Source organism: bacterium (assembly GCA_030018315.1).
Taxonomy (GTDB): domain Bacteria; phylum Hydrothermota; class UBA3073; order JACQXS01; family JAGMCI01; genus JASEGA01.
In genome coordinates this window covers 15,796-34,171 of record JASEGA010000007.1, presented here as the reverse complement: position 1 = coordinate 34,171, position 18,376 = coordinate 15,796, and the positions used below count along the sequence as shown (strand labels likewise).

The window sequence follows — 18,376 nt, the reverse complement described above, 5'->3', positions numbered from 1 at the left end:
GTCAACCATGCCATCGTTTAAGTAAGTACTACAAGTAGAAGAGATTAACTCTACAATTTCAGGGGGAAACGTGTCGACTACCGAAGTATCTGCGGTATAATTAAAAGTAAGATTAGCAGATGTTTACCAGTGAGTTGCTACTGGGACAAGCACAAAATGATTGTAACTACCAGTAACTCTATAGGGTTCGCTAGTGTGACTATTATCTTCTAATGGTATTTCGTATTCATCACTATTTGGTGGGTTATATCCGATAATATAAGTTTTCCAGTAGTAGCCAGCCTGTCCATTGAATGTTATATAGAAAGTATCATTACTGACATTAACAAATTCTATAGTAGATAAGATATAGTCCATATCTTCAAGTGTGTGTGAGCCTGTGTGGATTCCCATTTGTTCCCAGCATCTCCTCATTATTGCTATATCCTTATATTCTTCCAGGAACATCGGCCATATACAACCTGCATACTGGTAATCCCCGCCAAACACAAATGTCGTTATCATAAGTTCAGGGTTTTCCAATGGATCCTCCAAAACGGTGTTGAAATGCCACTGGACATAAAAATTTATGTCATTATAGATTACATCCGCCATCCAAGTAGCAGTGTTTTCAAGCCAAAATCCTGTCTCCCACATACTGTAACTGAACTGACAGGAATGATGAAACTTGTGGGCTACGAAATATTTTTTTCTCATCATCTGTAAGCATGTCACCTATACCCACAAAACTGGTATACGCATCCTCATAGGGATGAGTATCCGGTGCCGTGTCTTCCGGCTGCGCATAACCTGCATCACCTATTCCCTGAATATAAATATCGTAGAGGTCATCGCCTCCATTTCCATAGTCAGGAAGAGGAGGTTCATATCCCAAGTTCGTTACCTGTTCATCCCACACATGTTCGGCATACACAGCTATAGACTCCGCATATGCTGGTGTAACAGAGTCACCCCCACTTGTAGTGTAATGAATTTTGAAATGTGTGGTATTAATAGTATTTTCTGGACCACTGCTAATAACTAAACTCTTCTCCATTTTTATAATTTGTCAAGAAAACTAGGTACTACTCCTTTTATGCTTTTAGTATCTTAGTTAAGAAGCTTTTGCCATTTTTGAGTCTTATTCCAAAGTACTCTCCTATTGTAGCACCAACGTCTGAAAAGCTTTCCCTTATACTAAGATTGACTCCAGGGCAGGGACAAGCCCCGCCCCTACCGGGATTATAAACTAATATTGGAATGTATTCTCTTGAGTGGTCAGTTGACGGTGTAGTCGGGTCATTGCCGTGGTCAGCAGTTATAAATAATATATCATCTGGGGTCAGTTTCTCTAATAGATTTGGTAGCCATTTGTCAAACTCCTCTAACCCTTTTGCAAATCCTTCCTTGTCATTCCTATGTCCCCATATCATATCAAAATCTACTAAGTTAGCAAAGATAAGGCCCTGCTTTGACTCATCCATAACCCTAAGTATCTTATTCATCACATCATGATTATCTTTCATATGAATAGTAGTGGTTATTCCTCTATTCGCAAATATGTAATCTATTTTACCAACTGTAACCACTGGCAATCTTTTATTAGTAAGCAAATCTAATAGGGTCAAATCCGGCGGTGGCAATGAGAAGTCTTTTCGTTCTGGTGTCCGCTTAAATGCACCGGGTTTACCAGTAAATGGACGTGCAATCACCCTCCCAATATCAGGAAACAATTTTCTTGCAGTCTCACACAATTTGTATAGTTCAGTGAGTGTAATTACATCCTTGTGGGCAGCAATCTGGAACACTGAATCTGCTGATGTGTAAATAATTGGATAGCCAGTCCTTATGTGTTTTTCTCCGAGTTCTTCAATAATTTGAGTACCAGATGCAGGCCAGCCCCCAAGTGTCCCGCGTTGTGGGATTGCGGATTGAAACTGTCTAATCATAACTTCTGGGAACCCATTAGGAAATGTAGGGAATGGCTTTTTGAGTATAAGCCCCATGAGCTCCCAATGTCCTGTAGTTGAGTCCTTTCCAGCTGATAGCTCAGCAGCTTTTCCGTAGGAGGCAAGCGGCGATTTTGCAGCAGGTACTCCTTTCACTTTAATTATATTTCCAATACCAAGTGATGCAAGATTAGGCAGGTTGAGACCTCCAATTTCATTTGCCAGATTACCGAGTGTATTACTACCTTTGTCACCATACTTTGAGGCATCTGGGAGTTCACCACAACCAACCCCATCCAATAGAACTAAAATTACCCGCTTCACCATAACTTAATATAACTCACATTTCTTATAGGTCAAGCTTTTTCTTGGGTACAATTTTGCTTGACAAATATTGAATTAGGGAATATTTTTAAAGAGGTGAGTGAGAAATTTTACTATTCAATATCAGAGGTGTCAAAAACAGTGAATTTGCATCCTTATGTATTACGGTATTGGGAACAAGAGTTTAGAGAACTTCGTCCAAAGAAGACAGATGGAGGTAGGAGAGCATATACTTCTAAGGATATAGAGTTGATACTTCTTATAAAAGAATTACTTTATAAAGATAAATACACTATTGAAGGTGCAAGAATGAGACTCAAAGAGATAAAGAAAGGGAATAATGTAAGCAATCTAACTAACGATGTGTTGAAAGAGATTAAAAGTGGACTTAAAGATTTACTTAAGATTTTAAGTTGATTTCGGGGCGTGGCGCAGTCCGGTTTAGCGCACCAGCATGGGGGGCTGGGGGTCGGTGGTTCAAATCCACTCGCCCCGAGAAAAGACACAGAGTTCACAGAGCACGACACAGATAAACACAGAATTTTCGGTTGATGGTTTTCAGTCTAACTCAATGATATGATATGGTTTTACTGGGTGACTGCTTTTTTGTCACATATTACTCCAGAAAAAGTTGCTGTTTTCATCACAGAGAGAATAGCAGACCTTATGTATTTTACTCTCTATAGAAAGCAGAGAAAAACAGTGATGTCAAACATTAAAATGGTCTACAGGCAAATGGAGTCTGCTGAATTAAAAGAGACTGCTTTAAAAATTTACAGAAATTTTGCAAGATTTATTTACGAATTTTTAATTTTACCAAAAATAGATAAAGACAATTTGTTTAATTATCTTGAAATAATAAATAAAGAAAGACTTGATGATGCTGTAAATAGAAAAAGTAGTGGAGTATTGGTTCTTACAGCACATCTCGGTAATTGGGAGCTCGGTGCAGCTATGCTTTCAATTTTAGGGTATTCACCTACAGTGATTGCATTAGCTCAACCTTCCAGATATATAAGGGATTTCTTTACAAAGCGTCGTGAAGCAGTTGGGATGAAAATTGTTTATTTAGGTGAAAAAATGAGGGATGTGATTACAGCTTTGACTCGTAAGGGAGTGGTTGCTACACTTGGTGACCGTACATACTCAGGCGTTGGTATTAAAGCCAAATTCTTCGGAAAGCCAATTTATTTCCCTTATGGAGTTTTTGAGCTTGCATCTCGCACTAACTCTACCATCATTCCTGCATTTTGTGTAAGGGATGTGGACAAGTATCGAGTTTACTTTGAGCCACCTATTAAAAATGGGGTAGAAGAGTGGGCTAAGGTGCTTGAGCAGTATATAAAAAGATATATAACTCAGTGGTTTGTATTTGAGCCATTGTGGGCGTGAGAATTGCTATCATTATTCCTGTGTACAACGAGGAGCAGTATATAGGTGACTTATTACGAGATTTACACTGGAACAAGAGAGATATAATTGTTATAGACGATGGCTCACAAGATAGGAGTGGAGATATTGCAAGTGAGATGGCAGTTTTACTTAAACATAAGCGTAATTTTGGTAAAGGATATGCGCATCGGACAGGATTTGAGTATGCAATAGCTAAAGGGTATGATTATGTGATTACTATGGATGGAGATAGACAGCACGACCCAAAAGAGATTACAAAGTTTACTAATGAAATAAACAAAAATAAAGCTGATATAATAATAGGAACAAGGAGACGCTCACCTTTTAATATGCCACTTATCAGATATCTTACTAACTTAGTAACTTCCTTTGTTGTTTCTTTTCTGGCTCACAAGACAATAAAGGATGCGCAATCCGGATATAGGGCACTCTCTACAAGAGTCCTGAGAGGAGTCCATCTTACTACTTCAAACTTTCAGACTGAATCTGAGATACTCATAAAAGCTGCAAGATTAGGTTATCGTATAGGGAGTGTTCCAATTAGCACAATCTACAGAGAAGAAAAGAGTAAAATGAGACCCTTTATAGATACTGTGAGATTCGTAGTATTAGCAGTCAAATCTATTTTTTATAGATGAGAATCCTCTTAACAAATGATGACGGTGTTCGTTCTAATGGGATAATGACTTTATTTGATACACTCTCAAAAGAACATAAAGTGACAATTGTTGCACCAGCTAAGGAATCAAATGCAACATCACATTCTTTTACTTTAAAAAGGTCGTTAAGGGTAAAGAGATTAAGTCCTAACATAATTAGTGTATACGGTACACCGACCGATTGTGTAATATTAGCGGTCTATAATTTATTAGATGACTTTCCAGAGTTACTTTTTTCTGGAATAAATTCGGGCCCAAATCTTGCTGAGGATGTCACTTACTCTGGAACAGTGGGGGCAGCATTTGAGGGTGCTATTATTGGTATTCCCTCTATTGCTATGTCTTTTTATGGTGATAAGCCATTTGATTTTGATACCGGGGCAGAGTTTGCGTTGAAGTTGGTAAAATTTGTAAAAGAAAATAAGTTCTTAAAAGATATGGTTTTGAATATTAATATCCCATGGAGACCAAGGGGAATTAAAATTACAAAACTTGCTAGGAGAAACTATGAGAATGTTGTAGAAAGAAGGATGGGCAGGTATTTAATTGGGGGGACACCTAAATACTCTGATGAGCCCGGTACAGACCTTGAAGCTTGTAAACAAGGGTATATCTCGGTTACCCCTCTTTGCATTGACTTAACTAATTATGAGGCTATTAAAGAAATTAAAAATTGGGAAAAATTATTTTGAGTCCTTAAGACAGCGGATGGTAGAAGAGCAAATTATAGCCAGAGGTATTAAAGATGAGAGAATAATAGGAGCAATGAGTAAAGTGCCACGCCATTGCTTTGTCCCCGAGTTTTTAAGAGATGAGGCTTACGGCGATTATCCTCTCCCGATAGGCGAGGGACAAACAATTTCTCAACCTTATATGGTAGCGGAGATGACACTTCAGCTTGACCCTAAGCCTGAAGACCGTATACTTGAGGTAGGAACAGGTTCCGGTTACCAATCAGCTATACTTGCTGAACTTGTGCACGAAGTTTTTACAATTGAACGAGTAGATACACTTGCAAGAAAAGCTGAACTTTTGTTACAAAAATTAGGCTATAAAAATATAGTTGTGAAAGTAGGTGATGGAACTCATGGACTTCCAGATTATGCTCCCTATAATGGTATATTAGTAACAGCTGGAGCTCCTCAGACTCCAGAGCCATTATTTGACCAATTAAAGGAAGGCGGTAGACTCATAATTCCTATAGGCAATAAAATAGTTCAAGCTCTTACATTAGTTAGAAAAATTAATGGAAAACCAATTGAGGAGCAACTTTTTGATTGTATGTTTGTCCCACTTGTTGGAGTGCACGGATGGAAAGAATGATATTAAATTTGATATTTGATTTTTATACACGGGGGGTAGCGCAGTCTGGTAGCGCGCTTGGTTCGGGACCAAGAAGGCGCCGGTTCAAATCCGGTCCCCCCGATGAAATAGACTATGATTATTGGGGTTATAGGAGGGTCAAGTTGTCCACATGAGATAGAGAAGCTTGCATTTGAAGTTGGGCACTTAATTGCAAGAAGTGGCAATATGCTTATATGTGGAGGGTTATCAGGAGTTATGGAAGCTGCTTGTAAAGGAGCAAAAAATGGTGGTGGTCTCACTATAGGAGTGCTACCGGGCGATTCAAAGGACAAGTCTAACTTATGGGTTGATATTCCAATAGTAACTGGCATGGGTATAGCAAGAAACATCATAATTGTGCGGTCATCGGATTCAATAATTGCAATAGATGGAGAATATGGGACACTATCAGAACTGGCATTTGCAATTCAGTTAGGAGTCCCGGTTGTAGGTTTAAAGACTTGGGAAATAGATTTGCCTATTGAAAGGGTTAATACTCCAAAAGAGGCAGTAGAGTTAGCTATCAAGTTAGCAAAAAAATAATGTTATCAAGGGCTCATATATGGGTATCAGGACTTGTTCAGGGGGTGTACTATCGGTGGTTTGCCCAAACTAAAGCAAAGGCACTTGGCCTTAATGGGTGGGTTAGAAATCTATGGGATGGAAGGGTTGAAGTTGTATGTGAAGGCGAAAAGGGGCTTATTATGGATTTCATAAAAGAGTTGCGTGTGGGACCGAGAGCTGCTGAAGTTAAAGGAGTTGAGGTTAAATGGGAAGAATACACGGGAGAGTTTAGTGAATTTAGTATAAAATTTTAGAGATGGAAAATATAGAACTTGAGTTAAAAGAACTTATAAGGTCTATTCCTGATTTTCCAAAGAAAGGAATTTTATTTAGGGATATAACTACTCTTATAAAAGACAAGTATGCATTTAAGGAGACAATTGATGCAATATATAGCCACTATAAGGATAAAAAAATAGATAAAGTAGTGTCAACTGAAGCGAGGGGCTATATTTTTGGTGGTGCGCTTGCTTATAAATTAGGATGTGGTATAGTTCCAGTTCGTAAGCCAGGTAAATTGCCAGCTAAAACCATTCGTGAAGAATACGAGCTTGAGTATGGAACTGATGCATTAGAGATACATCGTGATGCGATTAATCCTGGTGATAAAGTTTTAGTATTTGATGACCTATTAGCTACAGGGGGGACAGCGCTTGCTACTTGTAAACTTGTAGAAAAATTATGTGGCAAAATAATAGGTGTAGGTTTCTTAGTTGAACTTACAGAGTTGAGAGCTAGAAATAGATTTAAGGGCTACGAAGTGTTCTCACTAATAAAATATTAGAATGTAAGAGGAAGTGGAATGACCTCATTTATAATCCTTGGTATATTTGTGGTGTTTATAGTCATTTTCTTGTTTTTTATCTCTCGTACCAATCGTGCTATAGATGATTTAAAGAATAATCAGGCACTCAATTTAATGCAACAACAGCTTCAGAGCACAACTATGCAAATCAATACAAGATTGGAGGATACAACAAAGGCAATAAAAGATACGGCTGTTGCAGCACAGCAAGTTTTGGACATAGGTAAAAACATTTCTACTTTACAAGATTTACTTAAACCACCTCAATTTAGGGGTGGACTTGGTGAAACATTTTTAGAACACCTGTTAAACGAGATACTACCGTCCCAATATTATAAGACTCAATATGTTTTCAAAACTGGTGCTAAAGTGGATGCAGTAATTCATTTGGGTGATAAATTAGTTCCAGTTGATTCAAAATTTCCCCTTGGTGCTTTTGAGCCTATGATAAAAAGTACAACTGAAGCAGAACGTGTAGCCTATCGCAGAGGATTTATGAAGGATGTCAAGAAGCATGTTAATGATATTGCAAGTAAATATATACTACCAGATGAAGGCACTTATAACTTTGCATTAATGTATATACCAGCTGAAAATGTATACTATGAGACGATTATCAAGGACACAGACACAGATAGCATATTCTCTTACGCTATAGGGAAAAAAGTTATCCCTGTTTCACCTAGTTCATTTTATGCTTATTTACAGGTAATTATTGAAGGATTGCGTGGTTTCCAAATTGAAAAGAGTGTTCAAAAAGTAATTCAATCAATTTCAAGACTGCGAGGCGATTTTGAGCGATTTAAAGTAGACTTTGATGTACTTCGTACACATCTAAGGAACGCAATGAACAAATTTGATGAAGCGGAGAGGAGATTAGTTCAACTTGGTGATAAACTCACAGCTACAAGTGAACTTCCTGATGATAAGACTAAATCACTTCCTATAGAGTGATAAACCTATACAATACACAAGAAATGTAGGGATATGTCTTTATACCTGCCCTTTCATTTTGGGCAACCGTTCCGCACATAATTATGTGCGGAACCACTACAGTTTTCTTACTACTTCTCTCGCTACATCAAGTGTAGTTGCTGTACCACCTAAATCGTAAGTTTTTACTTGTCCCTCTTTAATTACTTCAGAAATTGCATATTCCAACTTTTTTGCCTTCTCTAATTCACTAAGCCATTCAATCATAAGTTTACAGGCAAGTAGTGTAGCCATTGGGTTTACCTTGTACTGGCCTGCATATTTAGGGGCCGAGCCATGTGTAGGCTCAAACACTGCATAGTTATCGCCAATATTAGCAGTTGAAGCAAATCCAAGCCCACCAACCATCTGTGCACATAAGTCAGAGATTATATCCCCATATAAATTGGGTGCCACAAGGACATCGTAGTTAAGTGGATCCTTTAGTAACCACATACATAAAGAATCTACATTAGCATTGTCAGACCCAATCTCAGGATATTCTTTTGCAACCTCATTAAATATATCAAGAAATAGACCATCAGTTACTCTTACCACATTTGCCTTGTGGACACAGGTCACTTTTTTACGATTGTTCTTTTTTGCATACTCAAATGCTGCCCTGATGATACGTTCGCATCCCCTTTTTGTATTAACTTTTAGTGAAATTGCCGCATCCTTTGGCACCTTATCCATACCTTTTATCTCTAACATCTTATCAGGAATTGGATAAAACTCTATCCCTGCATATAAATCTTCAGTATTCTCTCTAAAGATTACAATATTTATCCCTTCTTTATAGTTTAACGGATTACCAGTAAATGCTTTACACGGTCTAAAGCAGATATATAGGTCAAATAGTTGCCTCATCTTGACAATTGGACTTGAATATACAAAGCCCTTATCTTTAAGGTGAGGTGCTATTTCTTCTTGTGCAACAGATTTTGGCTTAGATGTGATTGCCCCAAATAGACAGCAATTAGTATTTTTCAATAACTCAATAGTACGCTCCGGTAATGGGTTACCTTCTCGTTTCCAAAACTCCCATCCTATATCTCCATAGATATATTCTGCATCAAGTTCAATCTTATCTAACACTATACGTGCAGCTTCTACAACATCGCGTCCAACACCATCTCCGGGTAAGACAGCAATTTTATATTTATGCATAGTGTCATAATATATCGTCAATAGTAATAAGTCAAGTAAAATTTGCTTTATTGAATAATTCGCTTTACAAAACTTGCAACACCTTGATTGACACCGATTTATGAGATTCTTCACTTTGTTCAGAATGACAAGGTCAAAATTGTCTAAAACCAAGTCAGAGGTTGAAAATTAAAGGTGCCAAAAATATCTATTCAACAAAGCAAGTAAAATCAGCGTTCTATGTGTTCTACTTTTTCAGGTAGCGCCCGTTTTTCTTCTATTTCTATTTCTGTTGTTATCCGGGCAGAGAAAGTTAAAAAATTTCTTGTGCAAATCCACCCCCTGGTGTATAATTATTCATGATGTCTTCTTTTCGTTTCTTGTCGGGTTCCGCCCTTTTGTATAATATCACATTTCAGAAAGTAGGGCATCATTTTTTCACACTTTTTTATATTATATTCTTGACATTTATTTCTAAAAGAGTTATTTTTGGTTATAAATCATATACCCTATATATAAATGCTTGATAGAATTCAAGTCGAACGTGAGGCACGTGCTTATATTTCAAGGTGTGAATGGGAGAAGGCAATCTCTCTATATAGGGAGATACTCGATGCCAAAGGTGATGACCCAAATATCTATAACCTTATTGGGGATGTGTATGTAAAGATGGAAGACTCAAATAGTGCTATCTCTGAGTATCTTCGTGCAGTTGAGCTTTACGAGAATGACGGATTGTACGAAAATGGGATAGCAGTTTGTAAGAAGATATTAAGGCTTGGTCTTAACACAACTGAAGTTTACTTTGATTTAGCAAGGCTTTATGCAGAAGTTGGTTTACTAACCGAATCTATAGATTCACTTACAAGTTATGCGAAGCTATCAAAACACAGAAAGGAAGTTAAAAAGAAACCAGAAAAATATAAAAAACTTATCGCTTTGCTTGCAGATGATGAGTCTCTTAAGTCAAAGCTTAAAAGCCTTTATACAGAAATAAACCAAAGAGAAGAGGAGTTAGATAAAATTTTTGGTCTTCTTCCTGCAGAGCCAAAAGTGGTAGTTAAAAAGCCAGAACTTATAAGGGAAACTAAAATTAAGCCAGAGCGTGAGACTCCAATTGCTGAACCCTCACGTCAAGTGATAGATGAGAAAGAAGTACAGTTTTTATTACATGCAATAAATGAAATTAAAGCAAGCGATTTTTCAAAACTTGAGCAAATAGACCATTATAAATTAGGAATTGAATACAGGGCGCTCGGTTTTTACGATGCATCTGTAAGGGAGCTTCAACTTGCCTCAACTATTGACTCCTTTCGGCAAAAGGCTTTATGTGAGCTTGGTTATTGCTTTTTGGAAAAAGGTGAAGCCAAGCTTGCTGTAAATGCATTTAAGCAGGCAATTGAAGAAGGGGGTAAGACTTCAAAGAATTACATTGAGCTTCAGTATGGACTTGGAAGGGCTTACGAGTCACTTGGAGACCATGATAATGCGCTACATGCATTTGAGGAAGTCTATCTTTATAACATTTCATACAAAGATGTTAAGGATAGGTTAAGTAAATTAAGGCAGATGTGAGATGGCAGAGTCTTTTATAGGCACATTACTTGAACTTGGAATTATAACACGTGAACAACTTGATGAGGCTATAAGTCGTCAGTGGAAAGAGGGTGGTGATACGGAAGAGAATTTAGTAAGACTCGGTTATTTTACTGAGGAGAGTTTAATTACGTTACTTTCACGTAAGTTTCACTATCATATACTTGATTTGAACGAGTTAAAGATGAGCCCTGAGGCAATGAAGCTTGTCCCATCTTGGATTGCGAAGCGTTTTTTTATTATACCAGTGAGACAATCAGACACTTCATTAGCTGTAGTGATGACGAATCCATTGGATAGGGAAGCTATGTCAAATTTACGCAAATCAGTTTATCTTGATGTTTTTCCTTTTGTAGCAAAGAAGAGCGACATTGAGAGCGCCCTTACAAAGTATTATGGACCAAGTTTACCAGAAGAAGAGATGCACAAAGCTACTCTGATATCAAAGATGGCTCCTCCAATTCCTTCGCTTCTTAAGAAATACACTTTTGAAAACTTTGTAACAGGTAAGTGCAATGACTTTGCTTATTCTGTAGCTTTATCAGTTGCAAGAACTTATTCAGATGACAGCAATCCATTTTTTATATATTCAGATATAGGATTGGGTAAGACCCATCTTTTAGTTTCTATATGGAATTATATGATTGAAAGACAGCAATCAAGAAAGGTTCTATTTTACTCATCTGATAGATTTGTAGAAGAACTCAGAGCTGCAATTGAGTCAAAGAGGATGGATGAATTTAAAGACCAATATAAAGCAATTGATATACTGCTAATAGACGATATTGGACTTATTGCTGGTGATGAGGTTGCGCAGCAACAGTTCTTTCATATATTTAATGAACTTTTTCAAAACTCTAAGCAAATAGTTGTGACTTCCGATCGCCCCCCAAAGGAGCTTTCAACACTTTCACAGCGTCTTAGGTCAAGGTTTGAGGGTGGCTTAATAGCAGAGATAGAGGCACCAGACCTCGAGACTCGTGTTGCTATACTAAAATTTAAAGCTAAAGGTGCAAAAGTACCTAACGAGATACTGTCTCTAATAGCTGAAAGGGTAACTACTAATGTGAGAGAGCTTGAGGGAGTCTTAAAAGAGGTTATAGCATTTTCAAGATATGAAAAAGAACCAATCACAAAAGAGGTAGTTGAAAAAATATTACAACGGAGATTAGTTTTAAAACCATATACAGAATGAGATTGGAATTACCTAAATTAGGCCTGCCTCGCCGAGTCAAGGCGGGAGTGTTTACATCCAAGTTTAGGTCAGCATTCGGATTCTTGAAGAGGCCTTTAACTCCCAGGCGGGTATGCGTTGGATTAGATATTGGGACACGTTATATAAAACTTGCTCAAGTGAAGAAAACTCAAAAGGGTTATTTACTTGAAAAATATGGAGTAGTAGAATTACCATTTGGTGTAATTGTAGACCGTGAGTTTATGGACCGCGAAACCCTTATTGAAAACATAAGAAACTTAGTTAAGAGTAGCGACCTTAAAGAGACAAAAATCTCACTCATCGTATCCGGCAAGGATGTTATTCTTAAAAGACTTGAGACCAAATTCACTAAACGTAGAGAAGTTCCAACTTTAGTTCAAAAGCTTATCAAAGAAAATATTCCCTTTGACCTTAAAGAAGTTGTTACTGATTATAAGAAATTAAAGGAAGAGAAAGAACGCCTCGAATTTGTACTTACAGGTGCAAAAAATGAGGTCCTTTATCCCCTAATAGATGTTATAAAAGATACTGAACTTTTACCATATAATATTGATATAGCTCCATTTGCACTTCAGTCCGTTTATCAAGTGAATGACTATATAAAAGATGAGGGTGCCTTCCTTTTGGTCAATATTGGGTTTGAACATACATTGATGACAATCGTTAAGAATAGGGGCTATTTCTTTGACGATGATATTCCTATTGGTGTTCGTTCTTTTACTGAGGAAATTCAGAGAGTATGTGGAATTAGTTATGCTGAAGCAGCACGTGTCCTCCATGGTGAGGAAATTAAAGATGTAAAACCAAAGGATGTCTCTAAGGCAATAAGTAGCACTTTAAAAAGGTTATTAAGTAGGGCGGAACGGATACTACCCGAGATTCCAGAGCGGAGCGGAGTTATCTTAGGGGGAGGCGGGGCTGACATTCCCGGAATAAAGGAAGCTTTTGCTGAAAAGTTTAATACTCACTGCGAGATTGGCAATCCATTAAAGTTGATAGAATGTGCCACTGAACCACCTAAATCTCCTCATACTTTTGATATTGCCATTGGCTTAGCTATATCAAAACTTGAGACCCTTGGAGTTAACCTTTTACCATTTGAGGAAAGAATAAAAGAAAGGAATAAAATTATAGAGGCAATTGATACAGGACTCCCATTTTACAGCTCTATTGTTGCTTTAGTAATTCTCAGTCTTATAGGATTTGGTATAGTAAAAAAACAGAATAGGATTGAAGGCGAAATTAAGGATATGGAGCTACAGCAGGCATCAATGACAGATAAAGCAGATTTAGTGCGTAGTTTAATAAGTAAAGAAAATGAGTTATCAACCAAGATAAAAGTTGTACAAGACTTAAGTAAACACAGGTATGCGAGAATTAAATTATTAGACGAGTTAAACCGTTTACTACCACGATACACTTGGCTTGTAGCTTTAAATGAGGAGTCTGTAGATACTTTTGGGATTAACATTTTAATTCGTGGAATTACAACTTCAAACTTTGCAGTATCTGAATTCATGCAAAGACTTGAACAAGTGCCCAATTTTAGCGATGTCAACCTATCTTATACACAGAGGGGCGAAATTTCAGGTATTGAGACAATAGAGTTTGAGATAAAGGCAAGATTTAAAGAATAAGAATAGGGGCAGAAAAGATGATAGCTAAAAGGAAACCAAGGGGTGAGGGTGTGACACTTACAATCAATCCATGAGTGAGAATCTGGGTAGAGCCCTAGAGTGATGACCAAAGGAGTGCAATAAAAATAGATGAGGAAAATAAAAATTTAAGGGTTAATTATAATTGGAATAACGAGGAGACTTACATGAAAGTTTTATTTAGAATTGGGTTTGGAGTTTGCTCAGTTTTGATGTCTTGTCTGTTAGCGCCGAGCGCTGTATTCCCATTTACTTGGGCGGTGTCTGTGACTATAAAAGGAGATAGTATCTCATACATTCTTACTTTTGCAACTGATCCAAATGGAACTGACCTCTATGACCAAGGTTTGGATGTAATTCATCCTCCTGCGCCACCTGGTGAATTTGATGCTTACTTTTATTCTATAGAGGATACCGTTAACCTACCTTATAGTATGGATATAGATGTTAGATCTTCCATAGATACATTTATTCTTTGGGAACTGGTGATAGTTCATAGTGTTATTGACTCACTTTTTTGGAGTCCAGAAGATTTGCCTACTTTTGGCACAGTCACGCTTGCAGATACTATTGATATGAGAAAAGATAGCATAGCTGTATACAGTGGCAACGTAGGATTACCTATTATCTTTTCTACCACCCAGAGACTTTCGGAAGGGAAAAATTCTATTGAGTTCCCAGTATCGTTTACTCTTTATCAGAGCTATCCCAATCCATTTGGTTCAGAAGCTAAAATTAGATTTGCCCTACCTAAAAAGGGAATAGTAAATTTGAAGATTTACGATGCAAGTGGTAGGTTAGTGGAGACACTGGTCAATGGAGAAAAAGAGCTAGGGTATTATACAGTAAAATGGAACGCTAAAGACTATCCGGCTGGCATTTATTTTGCAAAGTTTGAAGCAGGCTATTACACAGTGACAAAGAAATTGATTATGATAAGATGATGTAAAATTTATGCATAAGAATAGGGGGTATTATGTTACGGAAATGGTTTTTTAGTCTTTGTGCTCTTATTATAACTTTTGTAGGGTGCGAGAAGAAGCCACCAACAGTGGCGCCAGCTCCTGTCATAAATATTTTGTCTCTTGTAGCAGAGCCTGATAGCATACCTGCAGATGGGGCAAGTAGTTCAATAATAACTGCAACAGTTAAATATTCGGATGGTAGACCAGCTGATGGGTTAGAAGTTAAGTTTATTACAAGTTTAGGGAAAATAACTACTCCTGATACAACTGACTCTAATGGAGTAGCTACTGCTACTCTTACCAGTGGTACGATTGCTGGTATGGCAAGAGTAGATGCCTCTTGTGGTAACAAACTTAAGTCAATTTATGTTCAATTTACTTCTATAACTGGTGAGGTATACATATATTCCTTAACAGCTGACCCTCCAAGTATTCCAGCAGGCGGTAGTTACACATCAACTATAACTGCAAATGTCAAATACCAGGCTAATAATAATCCGGCACCCGGCTTTGTAATCAATTTTTCAACTGATTTAGGTACGATAACACAGATAGACACTACTGATTCTACTGGTAACGCCTTTGCAATCTTGACAAGTGGAACTACCCCAGGTACAGCCTTTGTTAAGGCTTGGTATAGTCAAACAGTAAGGGATAGTATTCAAGTGGAGTTTACAGTGAGTGATACCGATTTATATATATACTCTATGACAGCAGAGCCTTCAAGTATTCCAGCAGATGGAATCAGTACTTCAATTATAACTGCAAATCTTAGGTATACGAATAATAATCCGGCACCCGGTTTTGTAATTAATTTTTCAACTAATTTGGGCACAATAACACCAGTGGATAGTACCGATTCTGTTGGTAATGCATTTGCAGTCTTAACGAGTAGTGCCGTACCGGGTGTAGCTATAGTTAAAGCTTGGTATAGTCCTATTGTGAAGGATAGTGTTCTTCTTACCTTTACAGTAGTAGGTGATACAGTACCAGCCAGTGTTGTTGTCTATTGGATTGATTACACATCAATCTATGTACATGGGACTGGCTCTAATGAGACTTCCACTATTATTTTTCAGGTTAGGGACCGTGAAGGCAACCCAGTTAGTGGCATAAAGACAGTTGATTTCGCAATTGTAGGTGGTCCGGGTGGTGGTGAATATCTTTGGCCTACTTCTGCATCTACTGAGAGCCTGGCTTTAGTTACTACTCATCTTAACAGTGGCACAATTTCTGGTCCAGTTAGAATCGTAGCTAGTGTACAAGGGACAAGTATCTCATCAAGTCCGGTCAGGATAGTCATACTTGGTGGTCCACCAGTTCAGGAACATTTTTCGCTTGCAACTGAGAAACGCAATCTTTATGCACTATGGTATGCTGGAGTTGAAGATATAATTACAGCCTATGTTGGTGACCAATACGGTAACCCTGTACCGGACAATACCATAGTCTGGTTTACTACACAGTGTGGTATAATTCAGCCAGGTTCAGGTGTTACCTCAAATGGCATCACATCCAATACCCTTATCTCATGTGCACCTTGGCCATTAACTGGTCTATTTTATGTTTATGGCTGGACAATAGATGGGAATGGTAGTACTATTAAGGATTCTGTAAGAGTTCTTTGGTCACATGATACTATGCTTAAACTTTTGCCAGATAGCTTCAACATCCCAAATGCTGGGAATGCAAGTTTCATATATACATTGCGAGATATAAATGGTAATCCACTAACTGGAGGCACAGCTATACAAGTAAGTGCTACAGCGGGTGAGCTGAGGGGTGACATAGATGTTAAGATTCCTGATACCCAGTCCCCGGCTTGGACTCAATTTAGTTTCTCGCTTTGGGATGATGAGCCTGATACAGTAAACTTAAGGAGGTCAAAAATATTAGTTGATGTAACAAGTGATAATGGCAATGCCAGCGCGGCAGTCTATGGTGAGATTTATTAATTACATGGACACGCCATGGCGTGTCCCTACAATGGAGGAAATATGAATATTAAATACTTAATTCCTTATTGTATAGGGGTACTCTTACTTCTAAGTTTACTACTTATTACTGGATGCGAACAGAAGCCACTGGATACAGATAATGCAGTTGTATCTGCCTATATATACGAATATGCAGTACCAACAGACTCTGTGTTTGTAGATTCAGTATGGGAATACACAAAATGGGATTTTTATAACCCAGTTGAGAGTGTACAAGTCTTTGTTGAACCTGACATCGCATCTGCTATTCCTTATAGGGGGCCAGATATTATAGGGTACACTGATTCAACAGGTCTATTTAGTATACCTGTGTATTTAGGACATACACAATGTGGTAGTAGTTATGAGTATGTTTATTATGCTGATGTTAGGGTACTTTGTGTGTATAAAGGTGGAAAATACTACGACTATGGAGGCGGTATAACTCTTGCAAGAGGTAAAGAATTCAGATTATGGCCTATAGCACTTATGTGGTTTGCAGGGGAGTAGGTAAATGACGAGACCGCGTCGCATTTTATTTGCGTGTGTTTTAGTGGTTGTAATATTTTTTGCATTTTTCACTGTTTTATTTAGACCAAGAGCTGCACAAATACGTGAGCTTAACCAAAAGTATGCGCAAGTGTCTAAAGCACTTGAGAGATCAAAGAATTTAATAGAGAGGTATAAGAGTGTGAAAGTGGCTTTTGATTCATTATCTTCTCAATGGGAGATATTTGAAGAGTATTTACCTGAAGAAAAAGAGATGCCTGGATTACTTCGTGGTATGGCTGAAGCCGGTAGACTAAGCAATGTTAGTTTCATCCTATTTAAACCATTAACTCCAGTCCCACGTGAGTTTTACAACGAGAACCCAATTCAAATAAAAGTGAGCGCAGGGTATCATGAGCTTGGTAATTTTTTATCAAGGGTAGCTGGTTTACAAAGGCTTGTAAATGTGGATAAAATTAGACTTATGTCTTCCGGTAAACCAGATAAAACATTAGAAGCAGAGTTTATCGCCACAGCATACAGTGTAACAAAAAAAGGAAGGTGAGACATCAAGATGAAAAATAAAAAACATGCCCGCCTTGACTCAGCGAGGCAGGTATTTAGGATTGTTACAATTTTGTTATTGTTTGTTAGCTCATTACTTTACAGTGGTGAGGTAAAGAAGATTCAGGTCACCACTAACGGTGAGTTGAAGGTTTTTATATTTACCAATGTCTTTAAGTATATAGATTTTATCCTCCATAATCCTGAAAGGATAGTAATAGACTTTGAGAATGCTATTTCTTATTTATCACCTAAAATAAAGGTAAATATCTCGCCTATTCTGTCTATCAGGTCGAGTCAATTTAGACGAGTACTTATCCCTGTTACAAGAGTGGTAATTGACCTTGATAAAGAATCTAAATATTCAATATCTCGGACTGATGAAGGTGTAATAGTTAATTTAGGTATAAGCGTTGCTGAGAAGAAAAAGATAGCTATACTTCCTGAGCCCTTTTTCTACCATTCACGAGGTAAAAGGGACCCATTTAAGCCATGGCTTGGCATCCCTGCTGTTGCCGAGACCCTCCTTGATGTTAGCAAGGCAACAATTGTAGGTATAATGTGGAGTCCAAAAGACAAGTATGCGTTGGCACAGGACCAAACAGGTAAGGGATACATACTCCGTGAAGGCGACCCAGTGAGTGACGGTAAGGTTGAACTTATAAATAAGAACAAAGTAACTTTTGCTATACGCAGTTTTGGTGGTATAAAGAGGATTACACTTAAATTACTGCCAATAGAAGAAAAGAAATAGGAG

The 18,376-nt window shown here is 37.8% G+C and carries 21 protein-coding genes and 2 tRNA genes; 19 read left to right on the top strand and 4 right to left on the bottom strand.

What is annotated here, in order from left to right; genetic code table 11:
• Positions 1-123 precede the first annotated feature (123 nt).
• The 3 genes from QMD71_03760 to QMD71_03750 are packed head-to-tail and all read right to left on the bottom strand — an operon-like array spanning position 124 to position 2,255.
• Complete coding sequence (locus QMD71_03760) at positions 124-636, bottom strand: hypothetical protein (GenBank protein ID MDI6839961.1); 513 nt, start codon at positions 634-636, stop codon at positions 124-126.
• Positions 611-1,036 carry a hypothetical protein gene (locus QMD71_03755; protein ID MDI6839960.1) on the bottom strand — a complete coding sequence of 142 codons (426 nt, stop codon included), beginning with the start codon at positions 1,034-1,036 and terminating at the stop codon, positions 611-613. The genes QMD71_03760 and QMD71_03755 overlap by 26 nt, the downstream gene beginning before the upstream one ends.
• A 37-nt stretch (positions 1,037-1,073) precedes the next feature.
• The gene (locus QMD71_03750; GenBank protein MDI6839959.1) at positions 1,074-2,255 is read right to left on the bottom strand and encodes a phosphopentomutase; all 1,182 of its coding nucleotides are present in this window, start codon (positions 2,253-2,255) and stop codon (positions 1,074-1,076) included.
• A 93-nt stretch (positions 2,256-2,348) separates the two neighbouring features.
• Here QMD71_03750 and QMD71_03745 point away from each other — a divergent pair, with 93 nt between their 5' ends.
• From QMD71_03745 to QMD71_03695, 11 genes are all read left to right on the top strand, one after another.
• Positions 2,349-2,669 carry a MerR family transcriptional regulator gene (locus QMD71_03745; protein ID MDI6839958.1) on the top strand — a complete coding sequence of 107 codons (321 nt, stop codon included), beginning with the start codon at positions 2,349-2,351 and terminating at the stop codon, positions 2,667-2,669.
• A 3-nt stretch (positions 2,670-2,672) separates the two neighbouring features.
• Positions 2,673-2,748, top strand: a tRNA-Pro gene (locus QMD71_03740).
• 80 nt (positions 2,749-2,828) lie between these two features.
• Positions 2,829-3,644 (top strand): lysophospholipid acyltransferase family protein, encoded by an 816-nt coding sequence (locus QMD71_03735; GenBank protein MDI6839957.1) that lies wholly within the window; start codon positions 2,829-2,831, stop codon positions 3,642-3,644.
• Positions 3,635-4,303 (top strand): glycosyltransferase family 2 protein, encoded by a 669-nt coding sequence (locus QMD71_03730; GenBank protein ID MDI6839956.1) that lies wholly within the window; start codon positions 3,635-3,637, stop codon positions 4,301-4,303. Before QMD71_03735 ends, QMD71_03730 begins: the two co-directional genes overlap by 10 nt.
• On the top strand, positions 4,300-5,016 hold the full coding sequence (surE, locus tag QMD71_03725) for a 5'/3'-nucleotidase SurE (protein MDI6839955.1): 717 nt from the start codon (positions 4,300-4,302) through the stop codon (positions 5,014-5,016). Before QMD71_03730 ends, surE begins: the two co-directional genes overlap by 4 nt.
• A complete protein-coding gene (locus QMD71_03720) occupies positions 4,973-5,647 on the top strand; it encodes a protein-L-isoaspartate(D-aspartate) O-methyltransferase (protein MDI6839954.1) in 675 nt (224 codons plus the stop codon). Before surE ends, QMD71_03720 begins: the two co-directional genes overlap by 44 nt.
• 29 nt (positions 5,648-5,676) lie before the next feature.
• Positions 5,677-5,750: transfer RNA gene (locus QMD71_03715), tRNA-Pro, on the top strand.
• Positions 5,751-5,761: 11 nt separating this feature from the next.
• Positions 5,762-6,211, top strand: a complete 450-nt coding sequence (locus QMD71_03710) for a TIGR00725 family protein (GenBank protein ID MDI6839953.1) — start codon at positions 5,762-5,764, stop codon at positions 6,209-6,211.
• Positions 6,211-6,486, top strand: a complete 276-nt coding sequence (locus QMD71_03705) for an acylphosphatase (protein ID MDI6839952.1) — start codon at positions 6,211-6,213, stop codon at positions 6,484-6,486. The genes QMD71_03710 and QMD71_03705 overlap by 1 nt, the downstream gene beginning before the upstream one ends.
• A gap of 2 nt (positions 6,487-6,488) precedes the next feature.
• Positions 6,489-7,016, top strand: coding sequence for an adenine phosphoribosyltransferase (locus QMD71_03700; GenBank protein MDI6839951.1), 528 nt, complete (start codon positions 6,489-6,491; stop codon positions 7,014-7,016).
• Positions 7,017-7,034: 18 nt separating this feature from the next.
• Positions 7,035-7,991, top strand: a complete 957-nt coding sequence (locus tag QMD71_03695) for a DNA recombination protein RmuC (protein MDI6839950.1) — start codon at positions 7,035-7,037, stop codon at positions 7,989-7,991.
• A 96-nt stretch (positions 7,992-8,087) separates the two neighbouring features.
• On the opposite strand, the gene QMD71_03690 is transcribed toward QMD71_03695, so the two are convergent.
• A complete protein-coding gene (locus QMD71_03690) occupies positions 8,088-9,179 on the bottom strand; it encodes an isocitrate/isopropylmalate dehydrogenase family protein (GenBank protein ID MDI6839949.1) in 1,092 nt (363 codons plus the stop codon).
• A 498-nt stretch (positions 9,180-9,677) separates the two neighbouring features.
• On the opposite strand from QMD71_03690, the gene QMD71_03685 reads away from it, so the two are divergent.
• The 8 genes from QMD71_03685 to QMD71_03650 all read left to right on the top strand — a co-directional run bounded on the left by QMD71_03685 (position 9,678) and on the right by QMD71_03650 (position 18,373).
• Complete coding sequence (locus QMD71_03685) at positions 9,678-10,733, top strand: tetratricopeptide repeat protein (GenBank protein ID MDI6839948.1); 1,056 nt, start codon at positions 9,678-9,680, stop codon at positions 10,731-10,733.
• A gap of 1 nt (position 10,734) precedes the next feature.
• Positions 10,735-11,949, top strand: coding sequence for a DnaA/Hda family protein (locus QMD71_03680; GenBank protein MDI6839947.1), 1,215 nt, complete (start codon positions 10,735-10,737; stop codon positions 11,947-11,949).
• Entirely contained in the window at positions 11,946-13,607 is a 1,662-nt protein-coding gene (pilM, locus tag QMD71_03675) for a type IV pilus assembly protein PilM (protein ID MDI6839946.1), read from the top strand. The genes QMD71_03680 and pilM overlap by 4 nt, the downstream gene beginning before the upstream one ends.
• 185 nt (positions 13,608-13,792) lie before the next feature.
• Positions 13,793-14,569 carry a T9SS type A sorting domain-containing protein gene (locus QMD71_03670; protein MDI6839945.1) on the top strand — a complete coding sequence of 259 codons (777 nt, stop codon included), beginning with the start codon at positions 13,793-13,795 and terminating at the stop codon, positions 14,567-14,569.
• A 32-nt stretch (positions 14,570-14,601) separates the two neighbouring features.
• Positions 14,602-16,545, top strand: coding sequence for an invasin domain 3-containing protein (locus tag QMD71_03665; protein ID MDI6839944.1), 1,944 nt, complete (start codon positions 14,602-14,604; stop codon positions 16,543-16,545).
• A gap of 42 nt (positions 16,546-16,587) precedes the next feature.
• Positions 16,588-17,076 carry a hypothetical protein gene (locus QMD71_03660; GenBank protein ID MDI6839943.1) on the top strand — a complete coding sequence of 163 codons (489 nt, stop codon included), beginning with the start codon at positions 16,588-16,590 and terminating at the stop codon, positions 17,074-17,076.
• 4 nt (positions 17,077-17,080) lie between these two features.
• The gene (gene pilO, locus QMD71_03655; protein ID MDI6839942.1) at positions 17,081-17,620 is read left to right on the top strand and encodes a type 4a pilus biogenesis protein PilO; all 540 of its coding nucleotides are present in this window, start codon (positions 17,081-17,083) and stop codon (positions 17,618-17,620) included.
• Between the two features lie 9 nt (positions 17,621-17,629).
• Positions 17,630-18,373: an AMIN domain-containing protein gene (locus tag QMD71_03650; protein ID MDI6839941.1), complete on the top strand. Its 744-nt coding sequence runs from the start codon at positions 17,630-17,632 to the stop codon at positions 18,371-18,373.
• Positions 18,374-18,376 lie beyond the last annotated feature (3 nt).

What these genes read in the sequence shown, in the direction of transcription:
- QMD71_03760 (MDI6839961.1), bottom strand. Translation starts at nt 636, where the DNA reads ATGTGGGAGACAGGATTTTGGCTTGAAAACACTGCTACTTGGATGGCG.
- QMD71_03755 (MDI6839960.1), bottom strand. Translation starts at nt 1,036, where the DNA reads ATGGAGAAGAGTTTAGTTATTAGCAGTGGTCCAGAAAATACTATTAAT.
- QMD71_03750 (MDI6839959.1), bottom strand. Translation starts at nt 2,255, where the DNA reads ATGGTGAAGCGGGTAATTTTAGTTCTATTGGATGGGGTTGGTTGTGGT.
- QMD71_03735 (MDI6839957.1), top strand. Translation starts at nt 2,829, where the DNA reads ATGATATGGTTTTACTGGGTGACTGCTTTTTTGTCACATATTACTCCA.
- surE (MDI6839955.1), top strand. Translation starts at nt 4,300, where the DNA reads ATGAGAATCCTCTTAACAAATGATGACGGTGTTCGTTCTAATGGGATA.
- QMD71_03720 (MDI6839954.1), top strand. Translation starts at nt 4,973, where the DNA reads ATGAGGCTATTAAAGAAATTAAAAATTGGGAAAAATTATTTTGAGTCC.
- QMD71_03710 (MDI6839953.1), top strand. Translation starts at nt 5,762, where the DNA reads ATGATTATTGGGGTTATAGGAGGGTCAAGTTGTCCACATGAGATAGAG.
- QMD71_03705 (MDI6839952.1), top strand. Translation starts at nt 6,211, where the DNA reads ATGTTATCAAGGGCTCATATATGGGTATCAGGACTTGTTCAGGGGGTG.
- QMD71_03700 (MDI6839951.1), top strand. Translation starts at nt 6,489, where the DNA reads ATGGAAAATATAGAACTTGAGTTAAAAGAACTTATAAGGTCTATTCCT.
- QMD71_03695 (MDI6839950.1), top strand. Translation starts at nt 7,035, where the DNA reads ATGACCTCATTTATAATCCTTGGTATATTTGTGGTGTTTATAGTCATT.
- QMD71_03690 (MDI6839949.1), bottom strand. Translation starts at nt 9,179, where the DNA reads ATGCATAAATATAAAATTGCTGTCTTACCCGGAGATGGTGTTGGACGC.
- QMD71_03685 (MDI6839948.1), top strand. Translation starts at nt 9,678, where the DNA reads ATGCTTGATAGAATTCAAGTCGAACGTGAGGCACGTGCTTATATTTCA.
- QMD71_03680 (MDI6839947.1), top strand. Translation starts at nt 10,735, where the DNA reads ATGGCAGAGTCTTTTATAGGCACATTACTTGAACTTGGAATTATAACA.
- pilM (MDI6839946.1), top strand. Translation starts at nt 11,946, where the DNA reads ATGAGATTGGAATTACCTAAATTAGGCCTGCCTCGCCGAGTCAAGGCG.
- QMD71_03670 (MDI6839945.1), top strand. Translation starts at nt 13,793, where the DNA reads ATGAAAGTTTTATTTAGAATTGGGTTTGGAGTTTGCTCAGTTTTGATG.
- QMD71_03665 (MDI6839944.1), top strand. Translation starts at nt 14,602, where the DNA reads ATGTTACGGAAATGGTTTTTTAGTCTTTGTGCTCTTATTATAACTTTT.
- QMD71_03660 (MDI6839943.1), top strand. Translation starts at nt 16,588, where the DNA reads ATGAATATTAAATACTTAATTCCTTATTGTATAGGGGTACTCTTACTT.
- pilO (MDI6839942.1), top strand. Translation starts at nt 17,081, where the DNA reads ATGACGAGACCGCGTCGCATTTTATTTGCGTGTGTTTTAGTGGTTGTA.
- QMD71_03650 (MDI6839941.1), top strand. Translation starts at nt 17,630, where the DNA reads ATGAAAAATAAAAAACATGCCCGCCTTGACTCAGCGAGGCAGGTATTT.